This window comes from Desulfallas thermosapovorans DSM 6562 (assembly GCF_008124625.1).
In the GTDB taxonomy this organism is placed as follows: domain Bacteria; phylum Bacillota; class Desulfotomaculia; order Desulfotomaculales; family Desulfallaceae; genus Sporotomaculum; species Sporotomaculum thermosapovorans.
Map to the genome: position 1 here is coordinate 68,697 of NZ_VNHM01000011.1, position 24,148 is coordinate 92,844.

General features: G+C 54.7%; 19 protein-coding genes. 16 read left to right on the forward strand and 3 right to left on the reverse strand.

Features of this window, described 5'->3' with window-relative positions; translation table 11 throughout:
* Positions 1 to 2: 2 nt before the first annotated feature.
* Positions 3 to 1,850 carry an excinuclease ABC subunit UvrC gene (gene uvrC, locus LX24_RS10380; protein ID WP_166512090.1) on the forward strand — a complete coding sequence of 616 codons (1,848 nt, stop codon included), beginning with the start codon at positions 3 to 5 and terminating at the stop codon, positions 1,848 to 1,850.
* Positions 1,851 to 2,111: 261 nt separating this feature from the next.
* Positions 2,112 to 2,930 carry a Cof-type HAD-IIB family hydrolase gene (locus LX24_RS10385; protein ID WP_243131702.1) on the forward strand — a complete coding sequence of 273 codons (819 nt, stop codon included), beginning with the start codon at positions 2,112 to 2,114 and terminating at the stop codon, positions 2,928 to 2,930.
* Positions 2,931 to 3,089: 159 nt separating this feature from the next.
* Here LX24_RS10385 and LX24_RS10390 read toward each other — a convergent pair whose 3' ends face one another.
* The 3 genes from LX24_RS10390 to LX24_RS10400 all read right to left on the reverse strand — a co-directional run bounded on the left by LX24_RS10390 (position 3,090) and on the right by LX24_RS10400 (position 6,173).
* Positions 3,090 to 3,752 carry a GNAT family N-acetyltransferase gene (locus tag LX24_RS10390; protein ID WP_166512092.1) on the reverse strand — a complete coding sequence of 221 codons (663 nt, stop codon included), beginning with the start codon at positions 3,750 to 3,752 and terminating at the stop codon, positions 3,090 to 3,092.
* Positions 3,753 to 3,835: 83 nt separating this feature from the next.
* A complete protein-coding gene (locus tag LX24_RS10395; protein ID WP_243131703.1) occupies positions 3,836 to 4,477 on the reverse strand; it encodes a TetR/AcrR family transcriptional regulator in 642 nt (213 codons plus the stop codon).
* A 301-nt stretch (positions 4,478 to 4,778) separates the two neighbouring features.
* Positions 4,779 to 6,173 (reverse strand): glucose-6-phosphate isomerase, encoded by a 1,395-nt coding sequence (locus tag LX24_RS10400; protein ID WP_166512093.1) that lies wholly within the window; start codon positions 6,171 to 6,173, stop codon positions 4,779 to 4,781.
* A gap of 408 nt (positions 6,174 to 6,581) precedes the next feature.
* Here LX24_RS10400 and LX24_RS10405 point away from each other — a divergent pair, with 408 nt between their 5' ends.
* From LX24_RS10405 to LX24_RS10470, 14 genes are all read left to right on the forward strand, one after another.
* Positions 6,582 to 7,319, forward strand: coding sequence for a PHP domain-containing protein (locus LX24_RS10405; RefSeq protein WP_166512094.1), 738 nt, complete (start codon positions 6,582 to 6,584; stop codon positions 7,317 to 7,319).
* A gap of 161 nt (positions 7,320 to 7,480) precedes the next feature.
* Positions 7,481 to 8,335, forward strand: a complete 855-nt coding sequence (gene rapZ / locus LX24_RS10410) for an RNase adapter RapZ (RefSeq protein ID WP_166512129.1) — start codon at positions 7,481 to 7,483, stop codon at positions 8,333 to 8,335.
* Between the two features lie 35 nt (positions 8,336 to 8,370).
* Positions 8,371 to 9,711 (forward strand): gluconeogenesis factor YvcK family protein, encoded by a 1,341-nt coding sequence (locus LX24_RS10415; protein WP_243131704.1) that lies wholly within the window; start codon positions 8,371 to 8,373, stop codon positions 9,709 to 9,711.
* Between the two features lie 242 nt (positions 9,712 to 9,953).
* Positions 9,954 to 11,132 carry a cysteine desulfurase family protein gene (locus LX24_RS10420; protein ID WP_166512095.1) on the forward strand — a complete coding sequence of 393 codons (1,179 nt, stop codon included), beginning with the start codon at positions 9,954 to 9,956 and terminating at the stop codon, positions 11,130 to 11,132.
* A gap of 16 nt (positions 11,133 to 11,148) precedes the next feature.
* The gene (thiI, locus tag LX24_RS10425; protein WP_166512096.1) at positions 11,149 to 12,330 is read left to right on the forward strand and encodes a tRNA uracil 4-sulfurtransferase ThiI; all 1,182 of its coding nucleotides are present in this window, start codon (positions 11,149 to 11,151) and stop codon (positions 12,328 to 12,330) included.
* 51 nt (positions 12,331 to 12,381) lie between these two features.
* A complete protein-coding gene (gene whiA / locus LX24_RS10430; protein WP_166512131.1) occupies positions 12,382 to 13,335 on the forward strand; it encodes a DNA-binding protein WhiA in 954 nt (317 codons plus the stop codon).
* 151 nt (positions 13,336 to 13,486) lie between these two features.
* Positions 13,487 to 14,890: an RNA polymerase factor sigma-54 gene (gene rpoN / locus LX24_RS10435; RefSeq protein WP_166512097.1), complete on the forward strand. Its 1,404-nt coding sequence runs from the start codon at positions 13,487 to 13,489 to the stop codon at positions 14,888 to 14,890.
* A gap of 153 nt (positions 14,891 to 15,043) precedes the next feature.
* The gene (gap, locus tag LX24_RS10440; protein ID WP_166512098.1) at positions 15,044 to 16,075 is read left to right on the forward strand and encodes a type I glyceraldehyde-3-phosphate dehydrogenase; all 1,032 of its coding nucleotides are present in this window, start codon (positions 15,044 to 15,046) and stop codon (positions 16,073 to 16,075) included.
* 48 nt (positions 16,076 to 16,123) lie between these two features.
* Positions 16,124 to 17,308, forward strand: a complete 1,185-nt coding sequence (locus LX24_RS10445; RefSeq protein ID WP_166512099.1) for a phosphoglycerate kinase — start codon at positions 16,124 to 16,126, stop codon at positions 17,306 to 17,308.
* 82 nt (positions 17,309 to 17,390) lie between these two features.
* The gene (gene tpiA, locus LX24_RS10450) at positions 17,391 to 18,170 is read left to right on the forward strand and encodes a triose-phosphate isomerase (protein ID WP_166512100.1); all 780 of its coding nucleotides are present in this window, start codon (positions 17,391 to 17,393) and stop codon (positions 18,168 to 18,170) included.
* Positions 18,171 to 18,275: 105 nt separating this feature from the next.
* Positions 18,276 to 19,820 (forward strand): 2,3-bisphosphoglycerate-independent phosphoglycerate mutase, encoded by a 1,545-nt coding sequence (gene gpmI, locus LX24_RS10455; protein ID WP_166512101.1) that lies wholly within the window; start codon positions 18,276 to 18,278, stop codon positions 19,818 to 19,820.
* Positions 19,821 to 20,018: 198 nt separating this feature from the next.
* The gene (gene eno / locus LX24_RS10460; RefSeq protein WP_166512102.1) at positions 20,019 to 21,305 is read left to right on the forward strand and encodes a phosphopyruvate hydratase; all 1,287 of its coding nucleotides are present in this window, start codon (positions 20,019 to 20,021) and stop codon (positions 21,303 to 21,305) included.
* A 97-nt stretch (positions 21,306 to 21,402) separates the two neighbouring features.
* Positions 21,403 to 21,639: a preprotein translocase subunit SecG gene (gene secG, locus LX24_RS10465; RefSeq protein ID WP_166512103.1), complete on the forward strand. Its 237-nt coding sequence runs from the start codon at positions 21,403 to 21,405 to the stop codon at positions 21,637 to 21,639.
* 266 nt (positions 21,640 to 21,905) lie between these two features.
* A complete protein-coding gene (locus LX24_RS10470; protein ID WP_166512132.1) occupies positions 21,906 to 24,032 on the forward strand; it encodes a sodium-translocating pyrophosphatase in 2,127 nt (708 codons plus the stop codon).
* Positions 24,033 to 24,148: the final 116 nt, after the last annotated feature.

Genomic DNA, 24,148 nt, shown 5'->3' on the forward strand with positions numbered 1-24,148 from the left:
GAATGAAGGATAAACTGGCTCAACTGCCCGAGAGCCCGGGGGTATACCTGTTTCGGGATGGCGGGGGGCAAATTATATACGTGGGCAAGGCGGTATCGCTGAAAAACCGGGTGCGTTCTTACTTTACCACGGCAGCGCAGCGCCAGCCCAAGGTGCGGGCCATGATGGAGCGGGCCAGGGATTTCGAGTATATCACCACCGATTCCGAGGTGGAGGCCCTGATCCTGGAATCCAATTTAATCAAGGAGCACCGTCCCCGGTATAATATCTTTCTCAAGGACGATAAAAGTTACCCCTACATCAAGGTAACCACCAGCGAGCAATTCCCCAGGGTGTTTATTACCCGGCGGGTGGTCAAGGACGGAGCCCGTTATTTCGGCCCCTACACCCAGGTGGGGGCGGTGCACGAAACGTTGCGACTGTTGAAGCGGATTTTCCCGCTGCGCACCTGTAAGCAAAAGGTGCTGGCGCCCCGCAGCCGGCCCTGCCTTAACCAGCATATCAAGCGCTGCCTGGGGCCCTGCTGCAATCTGGTCACTCCCCAGGAGTATCGCCAGGTGGTGGACGGGGTGCTGCAGTTCCTGGAGGGCAAGCAGGAGGATTTGGTACACTCGCTGCGCCGGCGTATGGAAGAGGCGGCATCCGCCCTGGAGTTTGAGCGGGCTGCGGAGTTGCGGGATCAACTGCAGGCCGTGGAGAAGGTGATGGAGCGGCAGAAGATAGTGGCTGCCGACTTAAACGACCGGGATGTGCTGGCCATGGCCCGGGGCCGGGATGAAGCCTGTGTAATGGTGTTCTTCGTGCGGGGCGGCAAGCTTATCGGGCGGGAGCACTTTATGGTGGACGGCACCGGGGATATGGGCCGGGATGAGGTTATTACCGGGTTCATTAAACAATATTACCTGCAGGCCGAGTTTATCCCCCGGGAGGTGCTGGTGGAGGATATTTTGAGCGGGGAGATAGAGGTGCTGGAACACTGGCTTTCCGAGAAGCGGGGCGGGCGGGTTTATATAGCCCGGCCCCGGCGGGGGGATAAAAAGCGACTGGTGGACCTGGCGGGCCGTAATGCCCTGCTGGTGCTGCAGGAGGTGGAGTCCGGGCGGGCGGCCCGGAAGGATGAACTGCAGAAGGCTTTGGAGCAATTGGCCGCCGCCCTGGGTTTAAAGGGGCCGCCCCTGCGCATGGAGTGCTATGACATATCCAACATCCAGGGCGCCGAACCGGTGGCCTCCATGGTGGTGTTCGAGGAGGGTAAACCGGCGCCCCAACAGTACCGGCGGTTTAAAATAAAAACCGTCACCGGGCCGGATGACTTTGCTTCGATGCGGGAGGTGTTGAACCGGCGTCTGGCCCGGGGCCGGGAGGAGCGGGAACTGGTGAACACCGGGCAGATGTCGGGCCGGGACGCCAAATTCCACCGGTTTCCGGATTTGCTGGTGGTGGACGGCGGCAAGGGACAGCTTTCCTCGGCGGTGGCGGCCATGGAGGAACAGGGCTGCGGGCATATACCCGTTTGCGGGCTGGCCAAGGAGGAGGAATTGATCTTCCTGCCCGGCCGATCCGAGCCCGTGCGTTTGCCCGGAGACGCCCCGGCTTTGAAAATGTTGCAGCGGCTGCGGGACGAAGCGCACCGGTTCGCCGTCACTTATCACCGCAACCTGCGGGGCAAGCGCAATCTCAAATCCATGCTGGAGGAAATTGAGGGTATCGGTGCGGTGCGCCGCCGGGAACTGCTCAAGGCCTTCGGCTCGGTGGAAAAAATCAAAGCCGCCGCAGTGGAAGAGCTGGCCGCAATACCGGGGATGAACCACCGGGCGGCCCGGGCGGTGTACGATTTTTTCCGGGAGTGAAAACCCCTTCCGCTTACAGAAGCGGCAGTCCCCTGAATCGGGTTATGATAGAGGGGCTAAGGGATGCAAACCTTCCCGGTTGCCGTTTTAAAAACAACCAAAAAAGGGGGTGTAAAGCCTGGTTTCCCGGCAGCCTTACGGAAAACAGCCGCTGGCATGGGGTTTAGTTTAGATTTAACCCCTCGACGTAATGCCCCGCGCTAAAGCGCGGCAAGGTACACGCAGCGAATGTGCTGTTGTTTTGGAAACCAGGCTTGTAAATTGAGCAACTGCAAATACAAATTATTGGCCGTCGACCTGGACGATACCCTGCTGGATTCCCGTTTAACGGTGCCCGGAGGTTCCCGCCGGGCCGTTGAGCAAGCCCGGCGGGCCGGGGTGCGGGTGACCCTGGCCACGGGGCGGATGTTTTGCTCGGCGCTGCCCTACGCCCGGGAGTTGGGGGTTGAGGATTATTTAATGACTTACCAGGGGGCGCTGGTGAAGCATTCGGTGACCGGTGATGTTTTGTTTCACCGCCCGGTACCCCTGGATTTGGCCCGGGAAGTGATCCAGTTGGTTGAACGGTATGGTTATCATATCAATATATACCTGGATGACACGCCATACATAGCCCGGCGGACCAGGGAAAGCGACCTTTATACCGCCATTTCCCGCATTCCCATGGAAGAGGTGGGGGATCTAACAGCCTTTCTCCGGGAGCGCGGCCAGGACCCCACCAAAATAGTGGTGGTTGCCCGGGAGGAATTGATTGATAATTTGCTTGCCGAGGTGCAGCCCCTGTTCGGGGATAAACTACATATTACCAAATCCAAACCCAATTTTCTGGAGTTTTCCCACCCGCTGGGCAACAAGGGCGATGCCCTGGCAGCGGTGGCCGGGTACTATGGCGTGGCCCGGGAGGAGATTATTGCGGTGGGGGACGGTTACAATGACCTGGAAATGCTGGATTATGCCGGTTTAGGTGTGGTGGTGGGCAATGCCCGGCCGGAAATCAAGGAGCGGGCGGATTACGTCTGCCGCTCCAATGATGAATGCGGGGTGGCCGAGGTGGTGGAGAAGTTTATTTTAGCCGGGTGATTATCCGTAACAAAAGTGCCGCAATTTTTGATGCGGCACTTTTAAAGAAGCGTTGCATGTGCAAGAAACGGGCTGTACCGGGCAGCCTGTTTCCGTGGTAGATATTGTCGTCTGATGTTGCCGATTAGTATCGACTCATGTCGATAAGTTTAATAAACTTTAAGCCTGACCCCGGGCGATTGTTTTGAATAGTTGCCAGTCATCCGGGTTGACGCGGGTGCCGCGCCGGGCCACCAGTGCATTGGCGGGGTGATCCAGGACATCATACAATCTGGTAAAACAGGGGTAAAAGTTGACCTGCCGGATCAGCCTATCCATCATGCTCCGGTATTGCCACACGTTTAAACCGCTGCTTTGCAGATCCCAGTTGCGGAAACATTCCAGGCCGATGACGATAAAGTCTTCCCAGAATTCGTCGTGGAAAATGAATTGCAGAAGTGTGCTGGCCACGTGGTGGCTTCTCCATTCCCTGGCCACCTCGATGCCGCCCATCTCAATAATCCCGGGGTGACTGTGCCAGCAGGAGCAACTATCCGGCGGGTGAAAGGTGACATAACCCACAATGGTGTCATTATTATGGGCCACATATACCAGCCCGCGGGGCAGGCCGGTGATATACACCAGGGACCGCAGCTGCGCCGCCGGTGGACGAAAACTGTCCATCCGCCCGCTGAGCCGCATGCGGTTTAATATTTCTCCCGTCACCGGTCCCCGGATAACCACTTCTCCCCTGGAGGTAGCAACGGCTTGATACCGGCTACCTAAACAGTCCGCGTAATTTTCGGTGTTGGTTATGTTATCAATGGCATTTGGAATTAACATAGACCAAACCTTCTTTACTGTTTTATTAAAATATACAGGGGGCATCCGGTCTTTAGCGCCCGGGATGAAGATTTGTAATATAGTCAGTTGCCCGAAGGGGCATGGGGTGCATAAAGTCCTTCCCCCAGACAACGGTGAAAATCCACCACCATTTCAATCATTTCCGTGCTGGATATTTCCTTTAGAACCACCCACTTGTGAACTGCGTATTTGATCATGGCCAGTATGGAATGGCAGATGGGGTCAAGGGGGAGATCTTTGAAATACCCGTGCTTTATTCCGTAGGCAATGTTTTGGTGCACGAACCAGAGATACCTGTCGTCAAACTCTTTTAAAATTTTATCCACCGCTTCGCTCAGTCCCGCCACCCGGCTGTAAATTTCAGACAGCTCGGGGTTTTGGGCAAAAACCTCCATAATTACCCGCTTGCTTTCCACAAAACGCTTGTGTACATCCTGTTCCTGTTTGAAGTAACGGTTTACCTGGTCGATAATGTGATCCAGAAAATCCAACAGCAATGTATTCAGCAGGTCTTCCTTGTCTTTGAAGTAACGGTAAAAGGTACTGGTGCCATAACCCGAGGCATCGATAATATCGCGCACCGGGGTATTCATGTAACCCTTTTGGACAAATATCTTCACCGCGCAGCTCAGAATATTCTGTCTTTTTTCCTCCATTTGGCTGATAACCTTTTCCGACTTGACAGGTCCCATGATGTTGGACATCGCTCCTTGCAGGTGGGTGGTATTGGTTTAAATACAGACGGAATATTCCTTCCATTTTTATAACAATACTCTTATTTTGCCAATTTGTCAATAAAAAAAAGCCGCCCGGAGCAGCAAATTTTTTCCGGGCCGGCGGGCAGCGGCGGTGCACTGGCGAACACCGGCGAATAACGGCACCGGGTAAGCATGGTGGTGCCGTCACCGGTGCAGGCACGGGGCTGGCCGGGTGTGCCGGCGCCGGTGACCCGTGATAACTGTGTGTACTGTGTGCAGATAATGTCGATTAGTGTTGATAAGTTTATTAAACTTTAAGCCTGACCCCTTCTTTTTGGTAGCGGGACACTGCTTCTTGGTAGGCGGGGCGTTTTTGGCTGTAGTCCTGCCGGCCCATCAGGGCGTAGGTGATGTTTTTGCCCTCTTCCACGCCGGGCTGGTCGAAGGGGTTGATGTTCCACAACCGGCCTGTGTATACCACCAGTGCTTCGTAGAAATAAAACAGTGCGCCCAGTACCTCGGGGGATATTTCCCGCAGGGTGACCCGGTAGCAGGGTTTGCCCGCTCCCACCAGGGTCATTTCGGTGGCCAGCTGCTCTATGCTCAGTTGCCGGCCCATGGTGTGGCCGGTGAAGTAGGCGTATTCCTTTTCCCCGGGGAATGCTTCGGGCAGGGTGATATCCACGGGCTGGTTCTCTATGGTTACAAATCCCAGCACTTTGTCGGCGGGGCCTTCTTTAAACAACTGCAGTATGGAGTGCTGGTCCGTGGCCCCCAGGCTGGCCAGGGGGGTGGTGCCGGCGTGAATTTCTTTGCCGTCCAGGGATAATCTTTTGCCCAGGCTTTCGGCCCATAACTGCACAAACCATAAACCAAATTCATACAGCATGCTGCTGTAGTTGAACAGCACGTGGATGGATTTACCCTTTACCGCCAGTTCATAGAGGCAGGTGCCCAGGGCAAAGAGGGCGTTTTGCTGCAGCGGGGTGTCCGCGATGGATTGGTGTGCCGTGGCCGCACCGGCCAGCAGGCGGGCGCTGTCCGTGCCGGTGACTTCGGCGGGAAGAAAGCCCACCGAGGATAAAACCGAATACCGCCCGGGCAGGTCCCGGGGGATGTGCAGCAGCCGGCAGTTCAGTTGCCGGGCGATATGGTTGATGCCGTTGTCGCCGGGGTCACAGATGATCACGATATCTTCCAGGCGGCCGCCGGCTTCTTTATATCTGTTGTAAAAATAAATAAACTGGGCCGCCGTTTCGGGGGTGGAACCCGACTTGCTGGTATAGATGATGGCGGTTCTGGCCATGTCAATAACCCCCACCGCCTTGTTGACCAGTACGGGATCCAGATTATCCAAAATAAACAGCCGGGGGTGGGAATGTTGTTCCAGGTTGTAAAAGGGGCCGTGCAAAAACTGCAGCACGGCCCGGGCGCCCAGAGCCGAACCGCCGATGCCCAGCAGCAGCACGTTGTCATATTTTTCGCCCAGTTCCCGGGCCAACTCCTTTATCCGGGGGATGGCCGCCTCTTCGCCGAAGGAGAGGGTGATGGGTGATTTTTTATCCCTCAGCACAGCCTGAAATTCTTCAAATGCCTGTCCGTACCGGGGGGCGAAGTTTTCAAATTCCGCCGGCGAGATGAAATCGGCATGATCCTGCCGGCTTAGCAGGTGACCTATGTCAATATTGAGCAGTTCTTGCATTTTAATCACATCCTTTTTAAAAAGTCAGGTTTAGTATGTCCCTGGCCGGGGTAGTTAACGCCAGGTGTTGGGTGGGATATGGGATATAAATGAGAATTGATGATAGAATAATTATGATAATTACCTGAATTGGTGTTCATTGCCAAATATAGTATAACTGCTTTTCCATATTTTTTAAAGGCACACAAGCAGGAATTTGAGTTCTTTTGCATAAGATTGGTAAGAACAGTTATATTTATGATGAGGGTGTAAAAAATATTACGGCTTTAGAATGCAATGCAACAAGGGGCTGTTCGAAAGGCCCGTGCGCAAGTCACTAATAATCCCCGGGTTAGCCGGTTCTTGCGGTGCTCACCAGAGCTTGCTTTTCGAACAAGCTCTTTAGATTAAAAACGGAGTAATGATGCTATGCGGCTGTTTGCTGATTGGCATGTGCATACCCGTTACAGCGATGGGCGTGGGACGCCGGAGGAAATGGTGGCGGCGGCGGCCCGGCGCGGTCTCCGGGAGGTGGCCATCACGGACCATGGACCCCGGGGCATGTTTATCGGTGTCCGGGATGCCGGGGTATACCGGGAGTTAAAGGCGCAGGCGGCCAGGCTATCCCGGCGGTACGCTGTTCGGGTGCTGGTGGGGGCCGAAGCTAATGTGATTTCCCTGCGGGGTGAGCTGGATGTGCCCGCGGAATTGATTCCCGAGCTGGATGTACTGGCCGCCGGCCTGCACCCCCAGGTATGGTGCCGGCCATGGTGGAGAACGCTGACCTGGATACTGCCCAACCGGCTGGGCAAGACCTGGGGGTGGCTAAGGGAAAGGATGCGCCAGGTCAATACCATGGCGCTGGTGGCCGCGGTACAGAATAACCCGCTGACTTTTATCACCCATCCCGACCTGGTGATGGCGGTGGATTTGGACCGGGTGGCCCGGGCCTGTGCCGCCACGGGTTGCGCCATGGAGATCAACACCGGGCATCACTATGACCGGGATGCGGTGGTACAGGCGGCGCTGCGCCGGGGGGCGCCCCTGGTGGTGAACAGTGATGCCCATTTACCCGCCAGCGTGGGAGCACTGGATGTTGGTGCCCGGCTGCTGGACAAGTACCGGGTACCGCCGGAACAGGTGTTAAATGCTATTCGGCCGGGGTAAGGGGCAAAATCACGTAGAACTGATTTGGTGGGGCAAAAAACGTATTATAAAGTGAATAATAAGTGTATTACATGCCAGGTGCGCCGGTGTTTGGGGGGTAGACTTCTTTGTCACAGCAGCGAGTTAGCAAAAGAAAGGGCGGGAGTCCGTTGTCTGCACATATGGTTATTGTTACGGGTATATCCGGTGCCGGGAAAACCCAGGCACTGCGTTGTTTTGAGGATTTGGGCTATTTTTGCGTGGATAATCTGCCGCCCACTTTGATTCCCAAGTTTGCCGAATTGTGCGCACAAACCAACCGCAATATTAATAATATAGCATTGGTGGTGGATATACGGGGCGGGGAATTCTTCCGGGACCTGACCGAGGTGCTGGATCAACTGGAGCGGGGCGGTATTCATTACGAGGTGCTTTTCCTGGAGGCCTCGGATGAGGTGCTGGTGCGGCGTTACAAGGAGTCGCGCCGCCGCCATCCCCTGGGTACGGACGGTGAGGTGCTGCGCAATATCCGTGAAGAGCGGGTGCTGCTGGAAGAAATAAGGGGCCGGGCGCATAAAATTATAGATACCTCCAATTTCAAGCCCCAGCAGCTCAAGGAAAAGCTGGTGGACTTGTTCAGCGGCGATGCGGAAAATTCCCAGCTACTGGTTACAGTTATTTCATTTGGTTTCAAATATGGTATTCCCCTGGACAGCGATCTGGTAATTGACGTGCGTTTCCTGCCCAATCCATACTATGACCCGGTGCTGCGCTCCTTGTCCGGTAATGAACCGGTGGTGCGTGATTTTGTCTTTAACTCACCGGTTACCACAGCTTTTATGGAGAAATTTACGGATTTGGTGGAATTTTTGATCCCCTGTTACATAAAGGAAGGTAAAACCACGTTGATGATCGCCATCGGCTGTACCGGCGGCATGCACCGCTCGGTGGCACTGGCCAATCGATTGGGTGAAATACTGCGGGATAAGGAGTTTAAGGTGACGGTGAGTCACAGGGATATTGGCCGGGTTGGTTAAAATTAATGGGAAAGATACAGGGAGGCGTTTAAAGGATGACGAAGTGGTTGTATCCGGGTATGTTTGTTAAACGCTGGCTTTTCCTGGCGCTGTTGGGGGGGGTGCTGTTATCGACCGGTGTGGTGCTGGCGGTCTTCTCTTTTTTCCCGTTTTCGCTTTTGCTGTTGGGAAGGGCGTTTGAAGGCATTACCAGCCGGAGCACTTTGCTGCTGCCGGGTATTTTGCTCATATCCGGGGGAGCTGTTTTACTGGTTTACGGGCTGCGCCGGGCGCTGGATTCGGTGTTAAATGCCGTTATGCCCGGCCGGCGCAGGCTGGTGGATGTGGTTTATAAAAGACGTTGCCTGGAAAAGGGGCCGCGGGTGGCGGTTATCGGGGGCGGTACGGGAATACCGGTTTTACTCCGGGGCCTGAAACAATATACCGGCAATTTAACGGCCATTGTTACGGTGGCCGATGACGGGGGCAGCTCGGGCCGGCTGCGGGGCGATCTGGGTATACTGCCCCCAGGGGACGTGCGCAACTGCCTGGTGGCCCTGGCCGACCGGGAACCCTTGATGGAGGAACTTCTCCAATACCGTTTTCCGGCCGGTGAACTGAAAGGGCATAATATGGGCAATCTGTTGCTGGCGGCCCTGTGCGGTATCAGCGGCGGCTTTGATAAGGCGGTGCGCGGGTTCAGCCGGGTGCTGGCGGTGCGGGGGAGGGTTCTGCCCGTTACTTTGGATGATGTCCGGTTATGTGCTGAAATGGAGGACGGCTCGGTGGTGTGCGGGGAATCCAAGATACCGGAGAGCGGCAAAAAAATTAAGCGGGTGTTTTTGGAACCGGGCAACTGCCGCCCCACCGAAGAGGTGCTCCGGGCCATTGAAGAGGCCGATGCCATTATTATGGGGCCGGGCAGCCTTTATACCAGTATTTTACCCGGGCTGATGGTGCAGGGTGTTCCCGAGGCCATAGCCCGTTCCCGGGCGCCCAAGATTTACGTTTGCAATGTTATGACCCAACCCGGTGAAACCGATGGCTATACAGCTTCCCGTCATTTACAGGCCATTATTGAACACGCCGGTGATATAATTGATTATGTAATTGTCAATACGGCCGGTATCCCGGCCCGGCTGGCGGAACGCTACCGGAAGGAGGGCGCGGAACCGGTTGAAGCCGATATAAAAACCATTATGGATATGGGGGTGACACCGGTTTATGGCAGGCTGGTGCAGGAGGGTGAAGTGGTGCGCCACCATTCCGACCGGTTGGCCCATATGGTGATTAATCTGATGTACGGTGACCGCCGCCATCCCGAGCGGGTGGTTTATATGGACAATTATCTGGGGGCGGAAAAAACCGCCGGCAAGCGGGACAGCGCGGCGTCGTAAACGGGTGGACCGGCGCAACAATGATATAAAGAAAAATAATTCCACAGTCGTGTCCGGCCGGTTAATACCGGCCCCGGGGATATGTGCTGATAAACCTAAAGGCACCGGGGTGACTTTCCGGTGTCTTTTGTATTTGCCGGATCTAACGGTACTTGGCTGTTGACGCTGTTTGCTTTGCGGTATACTATGAAATAATATGAAAAGCGGTATGGTTGATCAGAACTTTTGAGGAAGTGGGCAGCATGACAAAGCAGGAAGTATACCTGGATAACAGTGCCACCACCCGTCCTTATCCCGGGGTGGTCCGGGCCGTGGTGGAGGCTATGGAAGAATATTACGGAAACCCTTCTTCGCTGCACCGTAAAGGGGTGGAGGCCGGGCGGCTGCTAAGCCGGGCCAGGGAAGCGGTGGCGGCCAGCCTGGGGGCGGATCCCGGCCAAATTGTGTTCACCGGCGGGGGCACCGAGGCAATTAATTTGGCCATCAAAGGAACCCCGCCCGGCCGGAAGGGCCGGCATGTGATAACCACGGCGGTGGAGCATCCCGCTGTTTTAAACGCCTGTGCTCAATTAAAAGAGCAGGGTATTGAGGTGACGGTGCTGCCCGTGGACGGGCAGGGGGTGGTGGATCCCCAACAGCTGCGGTCGGCGCTGCGGGATGACACTTACCTGGTATCGGTGATGTACGTGAACAATGAGGTGGGGGCGGTGCAACCACTGGATGAAATTGCTGGGGTGCTGGCTGATTTCCGCCGGGCCGGGCACAGGCCGGTGTGGCATGTGGATGCAGTGCAGGCTTACGGCAAACTGCCCACGAGGCCCGGGGAACTGGGGGTGGATTTGCTGTCGGTGAGTGCCCACAAAGCCCATGGCCCCAAGGGGGTGGGGGCTTTATACGTTGCACCCCGTACCAGGCTGCAGCCGCTGTTGGCCGGTGGCGGCCAGGAGAACGGCTGGCGCTCGGGTACTGAAAATACCCCTGGTATCACCGGCTTCGGCGCGGCTGCTGCGGAAATTACCCGCCAGGGGCCGGAGGGGGCGCAAAGATTATTTGCCCTGAAGAAAAGGCTGGTGGAGGGTATTCTGGCTGCTGTGCCCGGCGCTGTATTAAACGGCCCCCCCTGCGAGCAGGGCAACCCGCGCTGCGCCCCGCATATTGCCAACCTGTCCTTCCCGGGGCTGCGGGGGGAGATATTGCTGCACTGGCTGGAGGGACAGGGTGTTTACGTGTCCACCGGGTCGGCCTGTGCCAGCCGGAAAAACCCGGGCAGCCATGTGTTAAAGGCGATGGGGGTCAAAGGGGAGCAGTTGGAAGGGGCGATCCGGTTCAGCTTGTCGGCACTTAACACGGCGGAGGAAATTGATTACGCGGTGGAGCAAACAGTGGCGGCGGTACGGGAATTATACGCCCTGTACAAATAGAAAGGAACGATGGGCTATGTATAATACATATATGATTCGTTACGGGGAAATCGGTTTGAAGGGTAAAAACAGGCCGGCCTTTGAGCGCCGGTTGATGGGCAATATCAGCCGGGCGCTGGGTATGGGGTTTGCCCGGGTGCAGAGGGTGTATGGCCGCATATTGGTGGAAAGCGATGCCGATCCCGCCCGGATAATAGGCAAATTAAGCAAGGTATTCGGTATTGTGGGTATCAGCCCGGCGCTGCGCCTGCCCCTTACCGAGCAGGCCATTTGTGACGGGGCGCTGGCTGTTTTGAAGGATGCTGCAGCCCGGGTACAAATGGCCGTTGGGGAACCGCTGACCTTCAAAGTGGAAGCCAGGCGTTCCAACAAACAATTCCCCCGTACCTCTCCGGAGATAAACGGGCTGGTGGGCGCTTATCTACTGGATAATTTTCCGGGATTACAGGTGGACGTGCATACGCCCCGGATCAAGGTGCGGGTGGAGATTCGCGAGCAAAATGCCTTTGTTTATGCTGATGATATACCGGGGGTGGGCGGCCTGCCCGTGGGGGCCAGCGGCAAGGCGTTGCTGCTGCTTTCCGGGGGTATTGACAGTCCAGTGGCTGGCTGGATGGCCATGAAGCGGGGCATTGAAATTGAAGCGGTACATTTTCATAGCTTCCCCTTTACCGGTGAAAAATCCCTGGAAAAGGTGCGTGACCTGTGCCGCATTCTCACCGGGTACACCGCCCAGATTACGTTACACGTGGTGCACTTTACCGATATCCAAAAGGAAATTCAGAGAAGCTGTCCAGAGGAATTGCGGGTGACCATCATGCGGCGCATGATGTTTCGCCTGGCGGCGCGGATAGCGGAGGATGCGGGTGCGCTGGCGCTGGTAACCGGGGAAAGTGTGGGGCAGGTGGCCAGCCAAACGCTGGAGAGCATGCGGGTGATCAACCAGGTAATAGACATTCCAGTGCTGCGCCCGCTGGTTGGTATGGATAAACACGAGATTATCAGCCGGGCAAAGGTTATAGGCACCTATGAAACCTCGGTGCTGCCCTATGAGGACTGCTGCACTTTATTTTTGCCCAAACACCCGGCCACCAGGCCACGCCCGGACCAGGTGCTGGAGGCGGAAAAGGCGCTGGACGTAGAAGATTTACTGGCCGGTGCACTGGAGCGAACGGTGGCGGAGAATATAAAACAATAATTGCGGGCTATTGTATTATGTTTTGAAAAGTTGGGGAAGGCGGTGGCCGAGCTGAGTTTTTCCACGCTGACTAAAAATGAGCTGGCCAGGGTGATTGATACCCGGCAGTGTTGTAAAATGGCTGAACTGGGTGCCCTGATCAAAATGGATGGCTCTTTGCAGCTCAACGGGCGGCAGGTATCCCTGAATATTTTCAACCATAATGCCGCCGTGGCCCGTAAATTATTCAAACTTTTTAAAGAGCTTTTTGGTGTGCAGGCCCAGGTGCTGGTGAGAAGAAAGGTGCGCCTGCGCAAAAATAATGTCTATTGGGTGCGCATACCGCCCCGGGAGGGCCTGGCGGCCATGCTGGGGCAACTGGGGTTGGTAAATTCCGACTGGTCTTTGCAGGAAGGTATACAGCGGGAGTTGCTGCGCTGTGATTACTGCCGCCGCGCCTATTTGCGCGGCGCCTTCCTGGGTGGTGGGTCGGTCAACAGCCCGGAGGGGAATTACCATATGGAAATTATTACTAGCAAAGAAGAGCATGCCGCCAGCATCTGTCATTTGCTGCAGGAATTTAACCTGTCTGCCAAAGTCAGCCGGCGTAAGGCATGGTATGTGGTGTATTTAAAGGACAGCGATCAAATTGTGGAGTGTTTGAACATCATGGGTGCCCATTCGGCGCTGCTGGAATTTGAGAATACCAGGATATTTAAGGATATGCGAAACCAGGTGAACCGGCTGGTCAACTGTGAAACCGCCAATTTAAACAAAACAGTGGATGCTTCCCTGCGCCAAACGGAAAGTATTGCCCTGGTGGCCCGGGTCATCGGTCTGGATAAACTGCCGGGCGGGCTGCGGGAAATTGCCGAACTGCGCATGAAATTCCCCGATGCCAGTTTGAAGGAACTGGGGGAGATGGCCAACCCGCCGCTGGGCAAATCGGGAGTTAATCACCGTTTGCGCAAGCTGGACCGGATGGCGGAAAAACTGCGGGCTGGTGACCTGCCGCCGGAATTCTAGCTGCCGGGAGAGGGTGTTGTTGGTAATTCCCTGGTAATTAACTGAATATATATGGATAATAAATTTATAGGCAGGATTTTTGCTAATGAATGTAGAATAATATAGTAAAAGAATTTTAAATATTACAATTAATTGGGAGGAGTATCCGGCTATGCGCATGGGCTACGGTCTTAACATCGTGCAAACTCAAAAATTAATAATGACACCCGAATTGCGCCAGGCCATTACTGTTTTGCAACTTTCTTCCCTGGAACTGGACATGTACGTGCAGCAGCAGCTTCAGGAGAATCCCTTGCTGGAAGTCAGGGAGGAAGACTTTGAAAGAACGGAAACAGATAAACCGCCCGGTGAAACAGGCGCGGGGGAAAGGGAATATGACATTGATTGGCAGGATTATTTTCACGACAGCAGTGACCTGGGCATGCCCCGTTCCGAAGTGCAGCGGGAACAAAATGAATGCAGTTACGAGCAATTTGTCACCCGCGCGCCGAATCTGATGGAACATTTGCTTCAGCAGCTTGGTTTGGTGAAATGCAACAAACGCAAGAAGGCCATTGCCGAGTATATTATTGGTAATATTAACGATAACGGTTATCTTGGTTGTCCAATTGACGAGATAGCTAACCAGATGCAGGAGGCACCCGGTGAAGTGCTGGATGCATTGCGGGTTGTGCAATCCTTTGATCCACCCGGGGTGGGGGCCCGCTCACTGCAGGAGTGCCTGCAGCTGCAGTTGAATTACCTGGGTCTTGAGGACCCGCTGGTTAACGTAGTGGTGGAAAGACACCTGTTGGATCTGGCCGACGGTAAGTTCAGCCGTATGGCCCAACTGCTGGGTGTACCGGTGCAGGAGATTCAACGGGTGGCCGATCTGCTGAAAACCCTGGACCCCAAACCCGGGCGAAACTTCAGCAGTTCCAACGATAACCGTTATATTGTGCCCGATATTATATTAAACAAAGTGGACGGGGAATATGTAATCATTACCAATGACAATTCCCTGCCCCGTTTGACCATCAACAACACTTATCGTGCTGTGCTGGGGCAGGATAAGGGGGACAATAATACCAAAAAATTTGTGGAACACAAACTGAACGCCGCGGCTTGGTTGATTAAGAGCATTGAACAGCGCCGCCTGACCCTGTACAAGGTCACCAAGTGCCTGGTTGACTTGCAGCGGGATTTTCTGGATTACGGTGTTAAATTTTTAAAGCCGCTGAATCTTAAAACAGTGGCCGATATTGTGGGCTTGCATGAATCCACCGTATCCCGGGCCACTGCCAACAAGTATATCCAGACTCCCCAGGGCGTTTTTGAAATGAAGTACTTTTTTTCTTCCGGTTTGAGTAATCTGGGCGGTTCAGCTGTTTCCGCCGAAAGCATTAAAAAAACATTGCAGGAAATAGTCAATGGTGAAGACGCCAAAAAACCGTTAAACGACCAGCAGATCGCGGATATATTCAACCGGCGCGGGATAAAAATTTCCCGGCGCACAGTGGCTAAATACCGGGATGAACTGAATATACCGCCCATCAGAAAAAGAAAACGCTATTGATTTTATTTGGGAGAACCGCCGGGCGGTTCTCTTTTTTTTATATTCTGTATACAAAAAAGAAGGAAACAATTTATTAATTAGCGAATAGAGTATAACATATTTATTTGGATAACAGCTACTAAGGTATACTAAATAAAAGGAGTGGTGGTAATAATGACGGTGAAGTTGGGGATTAACGGCTTTGGTAGAATTGGACGTTTAGTGCTGAGAGCAGCGCTGCGCCACCCGGAAATTGAGGTGGTGGCCGTTAATCACAAATCCCGCAGGCTGCCGGTTAACGATGTTTTTGCCAGCTCCCTTGCCCACACGCTGAAATATGATTCCATACACGGCAAGCTGGATGACGATATAAAAGGTTATGACGATATTATTGATGTAAACGGCCAGCAGTTCAAGGTACTGTCCGAAGGAGATCCCGGTGCGCTGCCCTGGGGAGAACTGGGTGTGGATATTGTGGTGGAATCAACCGGCAAGTTCAACGACCCTGAGAAGGCGGCGGCTCACCTGGCGGCCGGGGCGAAAAAGGTGGTTATATCAGCGCCCGCCAAGGGGGATTGCTTGACGCTGGTGATGGGGGTTAATGAAGACAAGTATGATCCCGCCGTACATAACGTGGTGAGCAATGCCTCCTGCACCACCAACTGCCTGGCCCCTGTGGCCAAAGTGCTGCTGAACAAGTTCGGCATTGTCAAGGGGCTGATGACCACGGTGCATGCGGTGACCAACAACCAGCAGATTCTGGATATGCCCAGCAAGGATTTGCGCCGCAGCAGGGCGGCATTCAGTTCCATTATTCCCACCACCACCGGAGCGGCCCGGGCGGTGGCGGTGGTATTGCCCGAGCTGGCAGGCAGGCTGAACGGTATGGCCATGCGGGTGCCCACCCCCAATGTTTCCCTGGTGGACCTGGTGGTGCAATTGGAGAAAAAGGTAACCCGGGAAGAGGTTAACGCGGCCTTGAAGGAGGCGGCGGAAGGTGAATTAAAAGGGATACTGGGTTACAGTGAACTGCCGCTGGTTTCCATCGACTATACCGGTGATCCCCATTCTTCCGTTGTGGACGCCCTTTCCACCATGGTGATTCAGGATGATATGGTGAAGGTGCTGGCCTGGTATGACAACGAATGGGGGTACTCCAACCGGGTGGTGGATTTGGTAGAATACATTGCTAAAAAGGGATTATAATATATTCATATCTTAAGTTGTGGTTAACATTTCCGTAGGGGGGATCTTATGGCCAAAAAGACCGTCCGGGATGTGGATGTTTCCGGCAAACGGGTGCTGGTGCGGGTGGATTTCAACGTGCCTCTGGATAAGGAGGGCCATGTAACCGACGATACCCGTATCAAGGCGGCACTGCCCACCATCAAATACCTGACCGGGGAAAAGGCCAGGGTAATATTGATGTCACACCTGGGCAGGCCCAAGGGGCAGGTAAATGACAGCTACCGGTTGGACGCCGTCGCCGCTCGCCTGGAGCAGTTGCTGGGGGCCCCGGTACGTAAAGTGGATGATTGTATTGGCGAGCAGGTACAGCAGGCGGTGGATGAATTAGGGGAAGGCGATGTGCTGCTGCTGGAGAACCTGCGGTTCCATCCCGGAGAGGAAAAAAACGAGGCCGGTTTCGCTCGCCAGCTGGCAGCGCTGGGCGATTTGCTGGTCAACGATGCCTTTGGCACGGCCCACCGGGCCCACGCCTCCAACCAGGGCGTGGCACAGCTGCTCCCTGCGGTGGCCGGTTTCCTGATGGAAAAGGAAATTACCATGCTGGGCCAGGTGCTGGGCTCGCCCAGCCGTCCCTTTGTGGCTATTATGGGCGGGGCCAAGGTTTCAGATAAAATTGGTGTTATTGATAATCTTTTGACCAGGGTGGATGCGCTTTTAATCGGCGGCGGCATGGCCAACACTTTTCTCAAGGCCGCCGGTTATGAAACAGGCAAATCACTTTTGGAGCCGGATAAGGTTGAACTGGCCGGGCAGTTGCTGCAAAGGGCCCGGGAAAAGGGTGTGGAAATGTTGCTGCCCGTGGACGTGGTGGTGGCCCCGGCGGCTTCACCAGACGCGTCTTTCCGGGTGGTGCCGGTAAATGCTGTGCCCGGGGACGACATGATCTTGGATATAGGGCCGGAAACGGTGCAGCAGTTCGGTGACCGGCTAAAAGGGGCTGCCACCGTGGTATGGAACGGTCCTCTGGGTGTGTTTGAAATGGAACCCTTTGCCCGGGGCACCATAGGTATTGCCCGGGCACTGGCGGACAGCAATGCGGTCACCGTCATCGGCGGCGGTGATTCGGCAGCCGCGGTGGAAAAGGCCGGGGTGGCCGGTAGAATTACACATATATCCACCGGCGGCGGTGCATCGCTCAAGTTTTTGGAGGGCAAGGAATTGCCCGGGGTGGCGGCCCTGCTGGATAAATAAAGGTTTATTGTGTGCGTGAAAACCCCATTTCGGACCCGGTCCGGGGCGGGGTCTTTTCGCGGCATTAAGAGGAGTGTTTGCCATGCGTGTACCCATCATAGCGGGTAACTGGAAAATGCACAAGACCGCCGGCGAAGCGGTGGATCTAGTGCGGGAACTGGCCGGCCTGGTGGCCGGAATACGCGGGGTGGAAATTGCGGTGTGCCCGCCCTTTACGGTACTGGCCGCCGTGGCTGAGCAACTGCAGGCCCTGGGTGGCGGCATCGCCCTGGGGGCGCAAAATATGTACTGGGAGAACGAGGGTGCCTTCACCGGGGAAATTGCCCCGGGTATGTTAAGGGATACAGGCTGCCGCTACGTTATTCTGGGGCATTCGGAGCGCCGGCAGTATTTCGGGGAAACAGATACGCAGGTGAATAAAAAGGTACATGCCGCGCTGGCCCATGGACTTACACCCATTGTATGCGTGGGCGAGCGGCTGGAAGAAAGGGAGGCGGGCACCACCGAAGATGTGGTACGCGGGCAGGTGCAGGGCTCCCTGGCGGGATTAACGGGCCGGCAGGCCGCCGGGCTGGTGGTGGCCTACGAGCCGGTGTGGGCCATCGGCACCGGTCGCACGGCCTCGGCGTCGGACGCCCAGCAGGTGAACGGGTTCATCCGGGAGCTGCTGCGGGGTATGTTTGGTGAAGAGGCGTCCCGGGCTGTTCGTATCCAGTACGGGGGCAGTGTTAAACCGGATAACGCCGCGGAATTGATGGCCCAGCCCGATATTGACGGGGCACTGGTGGGCGGCGCCAGCCTGCAGGCCGGCAGTTTCGCCGGCATCATTAAAAATACCGTGGCTGGCGGTGCCGGCGCGTAGATTTATATTACTTGATGATGGTTGATTTAATAAAAAATCTAATGATTGAAATAAGGTCTCCGTGAAGTGTTTAAACTTAAAGCGGTTAATAGAGGAGGAAATATTTTGGCTGCCAATAAACGCCCCCTGGCGCTCTTTATATTAGACGGCTGGGGGCTCAGTGACAAGCAAGAGGGCAATGCCATCGCCCTGGCGAAAAAGCCCAACATGGACAAGCTGCTGGCTCAATACCCCCACACCGTGCTGGGCTGTTCCGGCGAGGATGTGGGGCTGCCCGGGGGGCAAATGGGCAATTCCGAGGTGGGCCATTTAAACATGGGGGCCGGGCGGGTGGTTTACCAGGAGTTGACCAGAATCAGCCGGGCTATCCGGGACCGTTCTTTTTATGATAACCCGGTGTTGCTGGAGGCAGTGGAGAAGGCCCGGGAACGTAAATCCGCCCTGCACTTGATGGGGTTGCTCTCGGACGGTGGTGTGCACAGCCATATTGAACATTTATATGCCCTTTTGGAACTGGCCCGGGACCAGGGGTTGCCCCGGGTTTATGTGCATGCCTTTCTGGACGGCCGGGATGTGCCGCCCGCCAATGCCAGGGAATATATAGAGCCCCTGGTGGAGCGCATGCGTAAGATGGAAACCGGGCAAGTGGCCACCGTCATGGGGCGCTATTATGCCATGGACCGGGATCGCCGCTGGGAACGTAACAAAGAGGCTTATGACGCCATGGTGCTGGGAGAGGGCTACCGGGCGGCGTCGGCGCTGGAAGCGCTGGAACAGGCCTACCGGCGCCGGGAAACCGATGAATTTGTCAAACCCACCGTGGTGGTGGATGAACAGGGTAACCCGGTGGGCCGGGTTGCGGGCGGCGATGTGATTATTTTTTATAACTTCCGTCCCGACCGGGCCAGGCAAATCACCCGGGCCTTTGTGGACAAAGATTTTGATGGCTTTGAACGTCCCGCCGACCGGCCGGTGGTGCATTATGTGTGTATGACCCAGTATGACAAAACCATCGAGGCGCCGGTGGCCTTTCGTCCCCAGGTGCTGGTCAACACCCTGGGTGAAGTGCTCAGTTATCGCAATTTAAAGCAGTTGCGTTTGGCTGAAACCGAAAAGTATGCCCATGTCACCTTCTTTTTCAACGGCGGTGTGGAAAAGCCCAATAAAGGCGAAGACCGGATATTAATCCCTTCGCCGAAGGTACCTACTTATGATTTGCAGCCCGAGATGAGCGCTGTCCAGGTGACGGATACCTTTATCGAAAAGGTTAAGGAACAAACCTATGATGTGATTATCGTAAATTATGCCAATCCGGATATGGTGGGCCATACCGGTGTATTGCCCGCGGCCGTCAAGGCGGTGGAAACGGTGGATATGTGCCTTGGCCGGGCGGTGCAGGCGGTGCTGCAGGCGGGCGGTGTGGCGCTAATTACCGCCGACCATGGTAATGCCGAGGAAATGGTGGGTGAGGCCGGGAAACCATTAACCGCCCACACCACGGACCCCGTGCCCTTCATACTGGTGAGCCGGGAGCACCAAAACGCCAAACTGCGTACCGGGCGCCTGGAGGACGTGGCCCCCACGGTGCTGCACTTGCTGAACATAGAAAAACCGCCGGAAATGACGGGCAGCACCCTGCTGGAGCAATAGCGCCGCTGGTTGCTTAGGTGATGGGTGTTGAAAGTCGTCAAAGAAATTCTTTCATGATGTTTTGTGCCCTGGAAAGGCATGCATATAAGGTTGAAAGGTCCTTGCGGCCTTCCTGGCGGCCTTGGTAATGTTTTGTTATACACTGGATTTTGGGAAATGCTATGATAAAGGTTTATTATGTTCCGAGGAGGTTCTTTGATGTCAACAACTATAATTGATGTGCAGGCCAGGGAAATACTGGATTCCCGGGGTAACCCCACCGTTGAGGTGGACGTACTGCTGGAAGATGGTACCACGGGGCGGGCTGCAGTGCCCTCGGGTGCTTCCACCGGTGCTTACGAGGCAGTGGAATTGCGGGACGGCGATCCCAATCGTTACAAAGGCAAGGGTGTAACCAGGGCTGTGGAAAATGTCAATGATATAATAGCATCCGAAGTAACCGGCTTTGATGCCGTGGACCAGGCGGGCATCGACCTGACCATGATTGATTTGGACGGAACGCCCAACAAGGGTAAACTGGGAGCCAACGCCATTCTGGGTGTTTCCATGGCTGTGGCCCGGGCTGCCGCCAAAGCATTGAATTTACCCCTTTACCGCTATCTGGGCGGGACGGGAGGCCGGCTGCTGCCCGTACCCATGATGAATATATTAAACGGCGGCAAACATGCTGATAATAACGTGGATATCCAGGAATTCATGGTCATGCCGGTGGGGGCCCCTAATTTCGCCGAAGCACTGCGGATGGGTACGGAAGTTTTCCACACGTTAAAGGGCGTGCTGAAGAAAAAGGGAATGAACACCGCGGTGGGTGATGAGGGTGGATTTGCCCCCAACCTGGGCTCCAACGAAGAAGCGCTGGCGGTGCTGGTGGAGGCCATTGAAGCGGCCGGGTATCGCCCCGGGGATGATGTGGCCCTGGCCATTGATGCTGCGGCCACCGAGTTTTTCAAAGACGGTAAGTATGTTTTGGCCGGTGAAGGGGTTACCTATTCAGCGGCGGAAATGATTGATTTCTACGCCCGCCTGGTTGAAAAATACCCCATTATCTCAATTGAGGATGGCCTGGCCGAGGACGATTGGGATGGCTGGAAGCAGTTAACCCGGCGCATCGGTAATAAAGTGCAAATTGTGGGGGATGACCTGTTTGTCACCAACACCGAGAGGCTGGCCAGGGGTATTGAATCCGGCACCGCCAATTCTATATTAATCAAGCTGAATCAAATCGGCACTATCACGGAAACCCTGGCGGCCATAGAAATGGCCAAACAGGCCGGCTATACCGCGGTGGTTTCGCACCGTTCGGGGGAAACGGAGGACTCCACCATTGCTGATTTGGTGGTGGGTGTTAATGCGGGTCAAATCAAAACCGGTGCCCCGTCCCGTACCGACCGGGTGGTCAAGTACAACCAGTTGTTGCGCATAGAGGAAGAATTGGCCGGCACAGCTTTGTTTAAAGGGCGCAAGGTATTTTATAATTTACGTTAACCCCCCGGGTAGCAACTATGGAGCTGATACACAATAAGTGTTGCTTTATCCACCCTGTTATATTAAAATGTTTTTAAGCTCATAAGGGGGAGTAAAATTGGCTGTCGGTGAAATAATATTAACTGTTTTACACGTGATTTTCAGCCTGGGATTAATAGCGGTAGTTTTGCTGCAATCGGGTAAAAGCGCCGGGTTGTCCGGAGCCATCGCCGGTGGAGCTGAAACATTTTTCGGCAAGAAGAAGGGTTTGGACGATTTCCTGGCTAAAATTACCGTTTTTGTGGCCATAGGATTCGCCGCTACCTCATTAATACTTGTGGTTTTAACGAGATAAGAAATCCGGGAGTTCCCCGGATTTTTTATTCGCAAAAGATAAATGCCAGCGAAATATTAGTTATGCTTAAATGCAGTATTTATTAAAACAATTGTTAAATTTTGCTCTCTATGCTATAATTTTTTGTGAGGACAGTGGATAAGCTTTGATAAAACAATGCTATGAAGGAGGTGAATTGGAGAGCCTTGTGGCGCAAGTAGGGTTGTTGCACTTTTTAAAATGCTTATTTTAGGGGAAGAGGAGGGTAATTATAAGTGGATTTTAATATGACTTTGGCGTATTACGCCGCTGGAGCAGGCGCTCTTGCGCTTTTGTTCGCCCTTTTCACAATGTCCCAGGTGCTCAAAGAGAGCATGGGCACGCCCAAAATGAAGCAGCTTTCCGAAGCTGTTCAAGAGGGCGCAATGGCGTACATGAATCGTCAGTATAAAACACTTATTCCTTTTGCAATTGTAATTTTTGTATTACTATGGGCTGCACAATATTTTGTTGAGATGGGTGAAGGATCCCACCTGCCCGTTGGTCCTGCATCCGCCATTTCATTCCTGGTCGGTGCGATTTGCTCCGCCATTGCCGGTTATCTGGGCATGAACAGTACCACCAAATCCAACGCCCGTACCGCTGAAGCCGCTCGTAGTTCCGGTTTGGGCAAGGCCCTGCAGGTTTCCTTCCGCGCCGGTGCCGTTATGGGTCTGTCTGTGGCCGGTCTGGGTCTGCTGGGTGTTTCCTTACTTTTTATTATTTTCCAAAGCCCGCTGATCATTAACAGTTTTGCTTTCGGTGCATCCGTTATTGCGTTCTTCGCCAGGGTCGGTGGTGGTATTTACACCAAGGCTGCCGACGTGGGTGCTGACCTGGTGGGTAAAGTTGAAGCCGGTATTCCGGAAGACGATCCCCGTAACCCGGCCACCATTGCAGACAACGTTGGTGACAACGTTGGTGACACCGCCGGTATGGGTGCTGACTTGTTTGAATCCTATGCCGCTACCACCATTGCCGCTATGCTGATTGGTAACACGCTGTTCGGTTTCTCCGGTGTTATCTTCCCGCTGCTGGTGGGCGCGGTTGGTATTATCGCTGCTATCCTTGGTACCTTTACCGTGCGTACCAGTGAAGACGGTAACCCGCAGGCTGCTCTTAACGTTGGTCTGTGGAGCACTAATATTATGACTCTGATTGGTACCTGGTTTGTGGCCAAGGCTGTTTTCCCGGTTGACGGTATTGCAACACCCACCGGCGTGGTCTTCGGCAATGTATCAACAGGTATTTTCATGGCCGTTGCAGCCGGTCTGATTGTTAACGTGGCTGTCGGCTATCTCACGGAATACTACACATCCAACAACAAGCCTCCGGTATTAAAAATTGCCGAAGCTTCCAAGTCCGGCCCGGCTACCAACGTAATTAACGGTCTGGCAGTGGGTATGGAATCCACATTCATCCCCATGCTGGTATTTGCCGGTGCTATTTACTTCTCCTTCTGGTCCGTGTTGACATATGCCCCGGAAGGTCAAGCTGCCCTGTGGTCCATCTATGGTATTGCCATGGCTGCCATGGGTATGCTTTCCACCGCCGGTATGGTTGTGGCGATGGACTCCTTTGGTCCGGTGGCTGACAACGCCGGTGGTATCGCCGAAATGGCCGAGCTGCCCCCCGAAGTACGTGAGAAAACTGATAAACTGGACGCCGTGGGTAACACCACTGCCGCTATTGCCAAGGGTTTTGCCATTGGGTCCGCTGCTTTGACCGCTCTGGCTCTGTTCAGTGCCTATGTTGACGGTGTTAAGCACAACCCCAACATGCATGAAGCTTTGGCGGCCACCGGCGGTAGTTTTATCGTTAACCTGACCGACCCCATGGTGCTGGTGGGCGTGTTCATCGGTGGCGCAGTACCCTTCCTGATTGGCGCCCGTACCATGCGTGCCGTGGGTGAGGCCGCCTTTGGAATGGTGGAAGAGGTTCGCCGCCAGTTCCGGGAAATCCCCGGTATTATGGAAGGTACCGGCAAGCCTGACTACGCCCGTTGCGTGGACATCGCCACTCGTTCCGCCATTGGTAAAATGATCTTCCCCGGCGTTGTAGCCGTTATCGTTCCGCCTCTCGTAGGTTTTGGCCTTGGTGCCATGGCCCTGGCCGGTTTCCTGGGCGGCCTGACCACCACCGGTGTGCTGCTGGCCCTGTTCCTGGCCAACGCCGGCGGTGCTTGGGACAATGCCAAGAAGTACATCGAGCAAGGTAACCTGGGCGGTAAGAAGAGCGACCCGCACAAGGCTGCTGTTATCGGTGATACCGTGGGTGACCCCTGTAAGGACACCTCCGGTCCTGCTATGAACCCGCTGATCAAGGTGGCAGGTACCATTTCCCTGATCCTTGGTCCCCTGCTCACCAGAATGTAATAAGCTAATAAAAAAGCCGGGCTCCGTGAGCCCGGTTTTTTTATTGCTTGGAGGCCGTTTAAAAAAGTCCGCGCGAGATCCATTTATAATCTCCAAGGTGACTGGCTTTTGCGGTG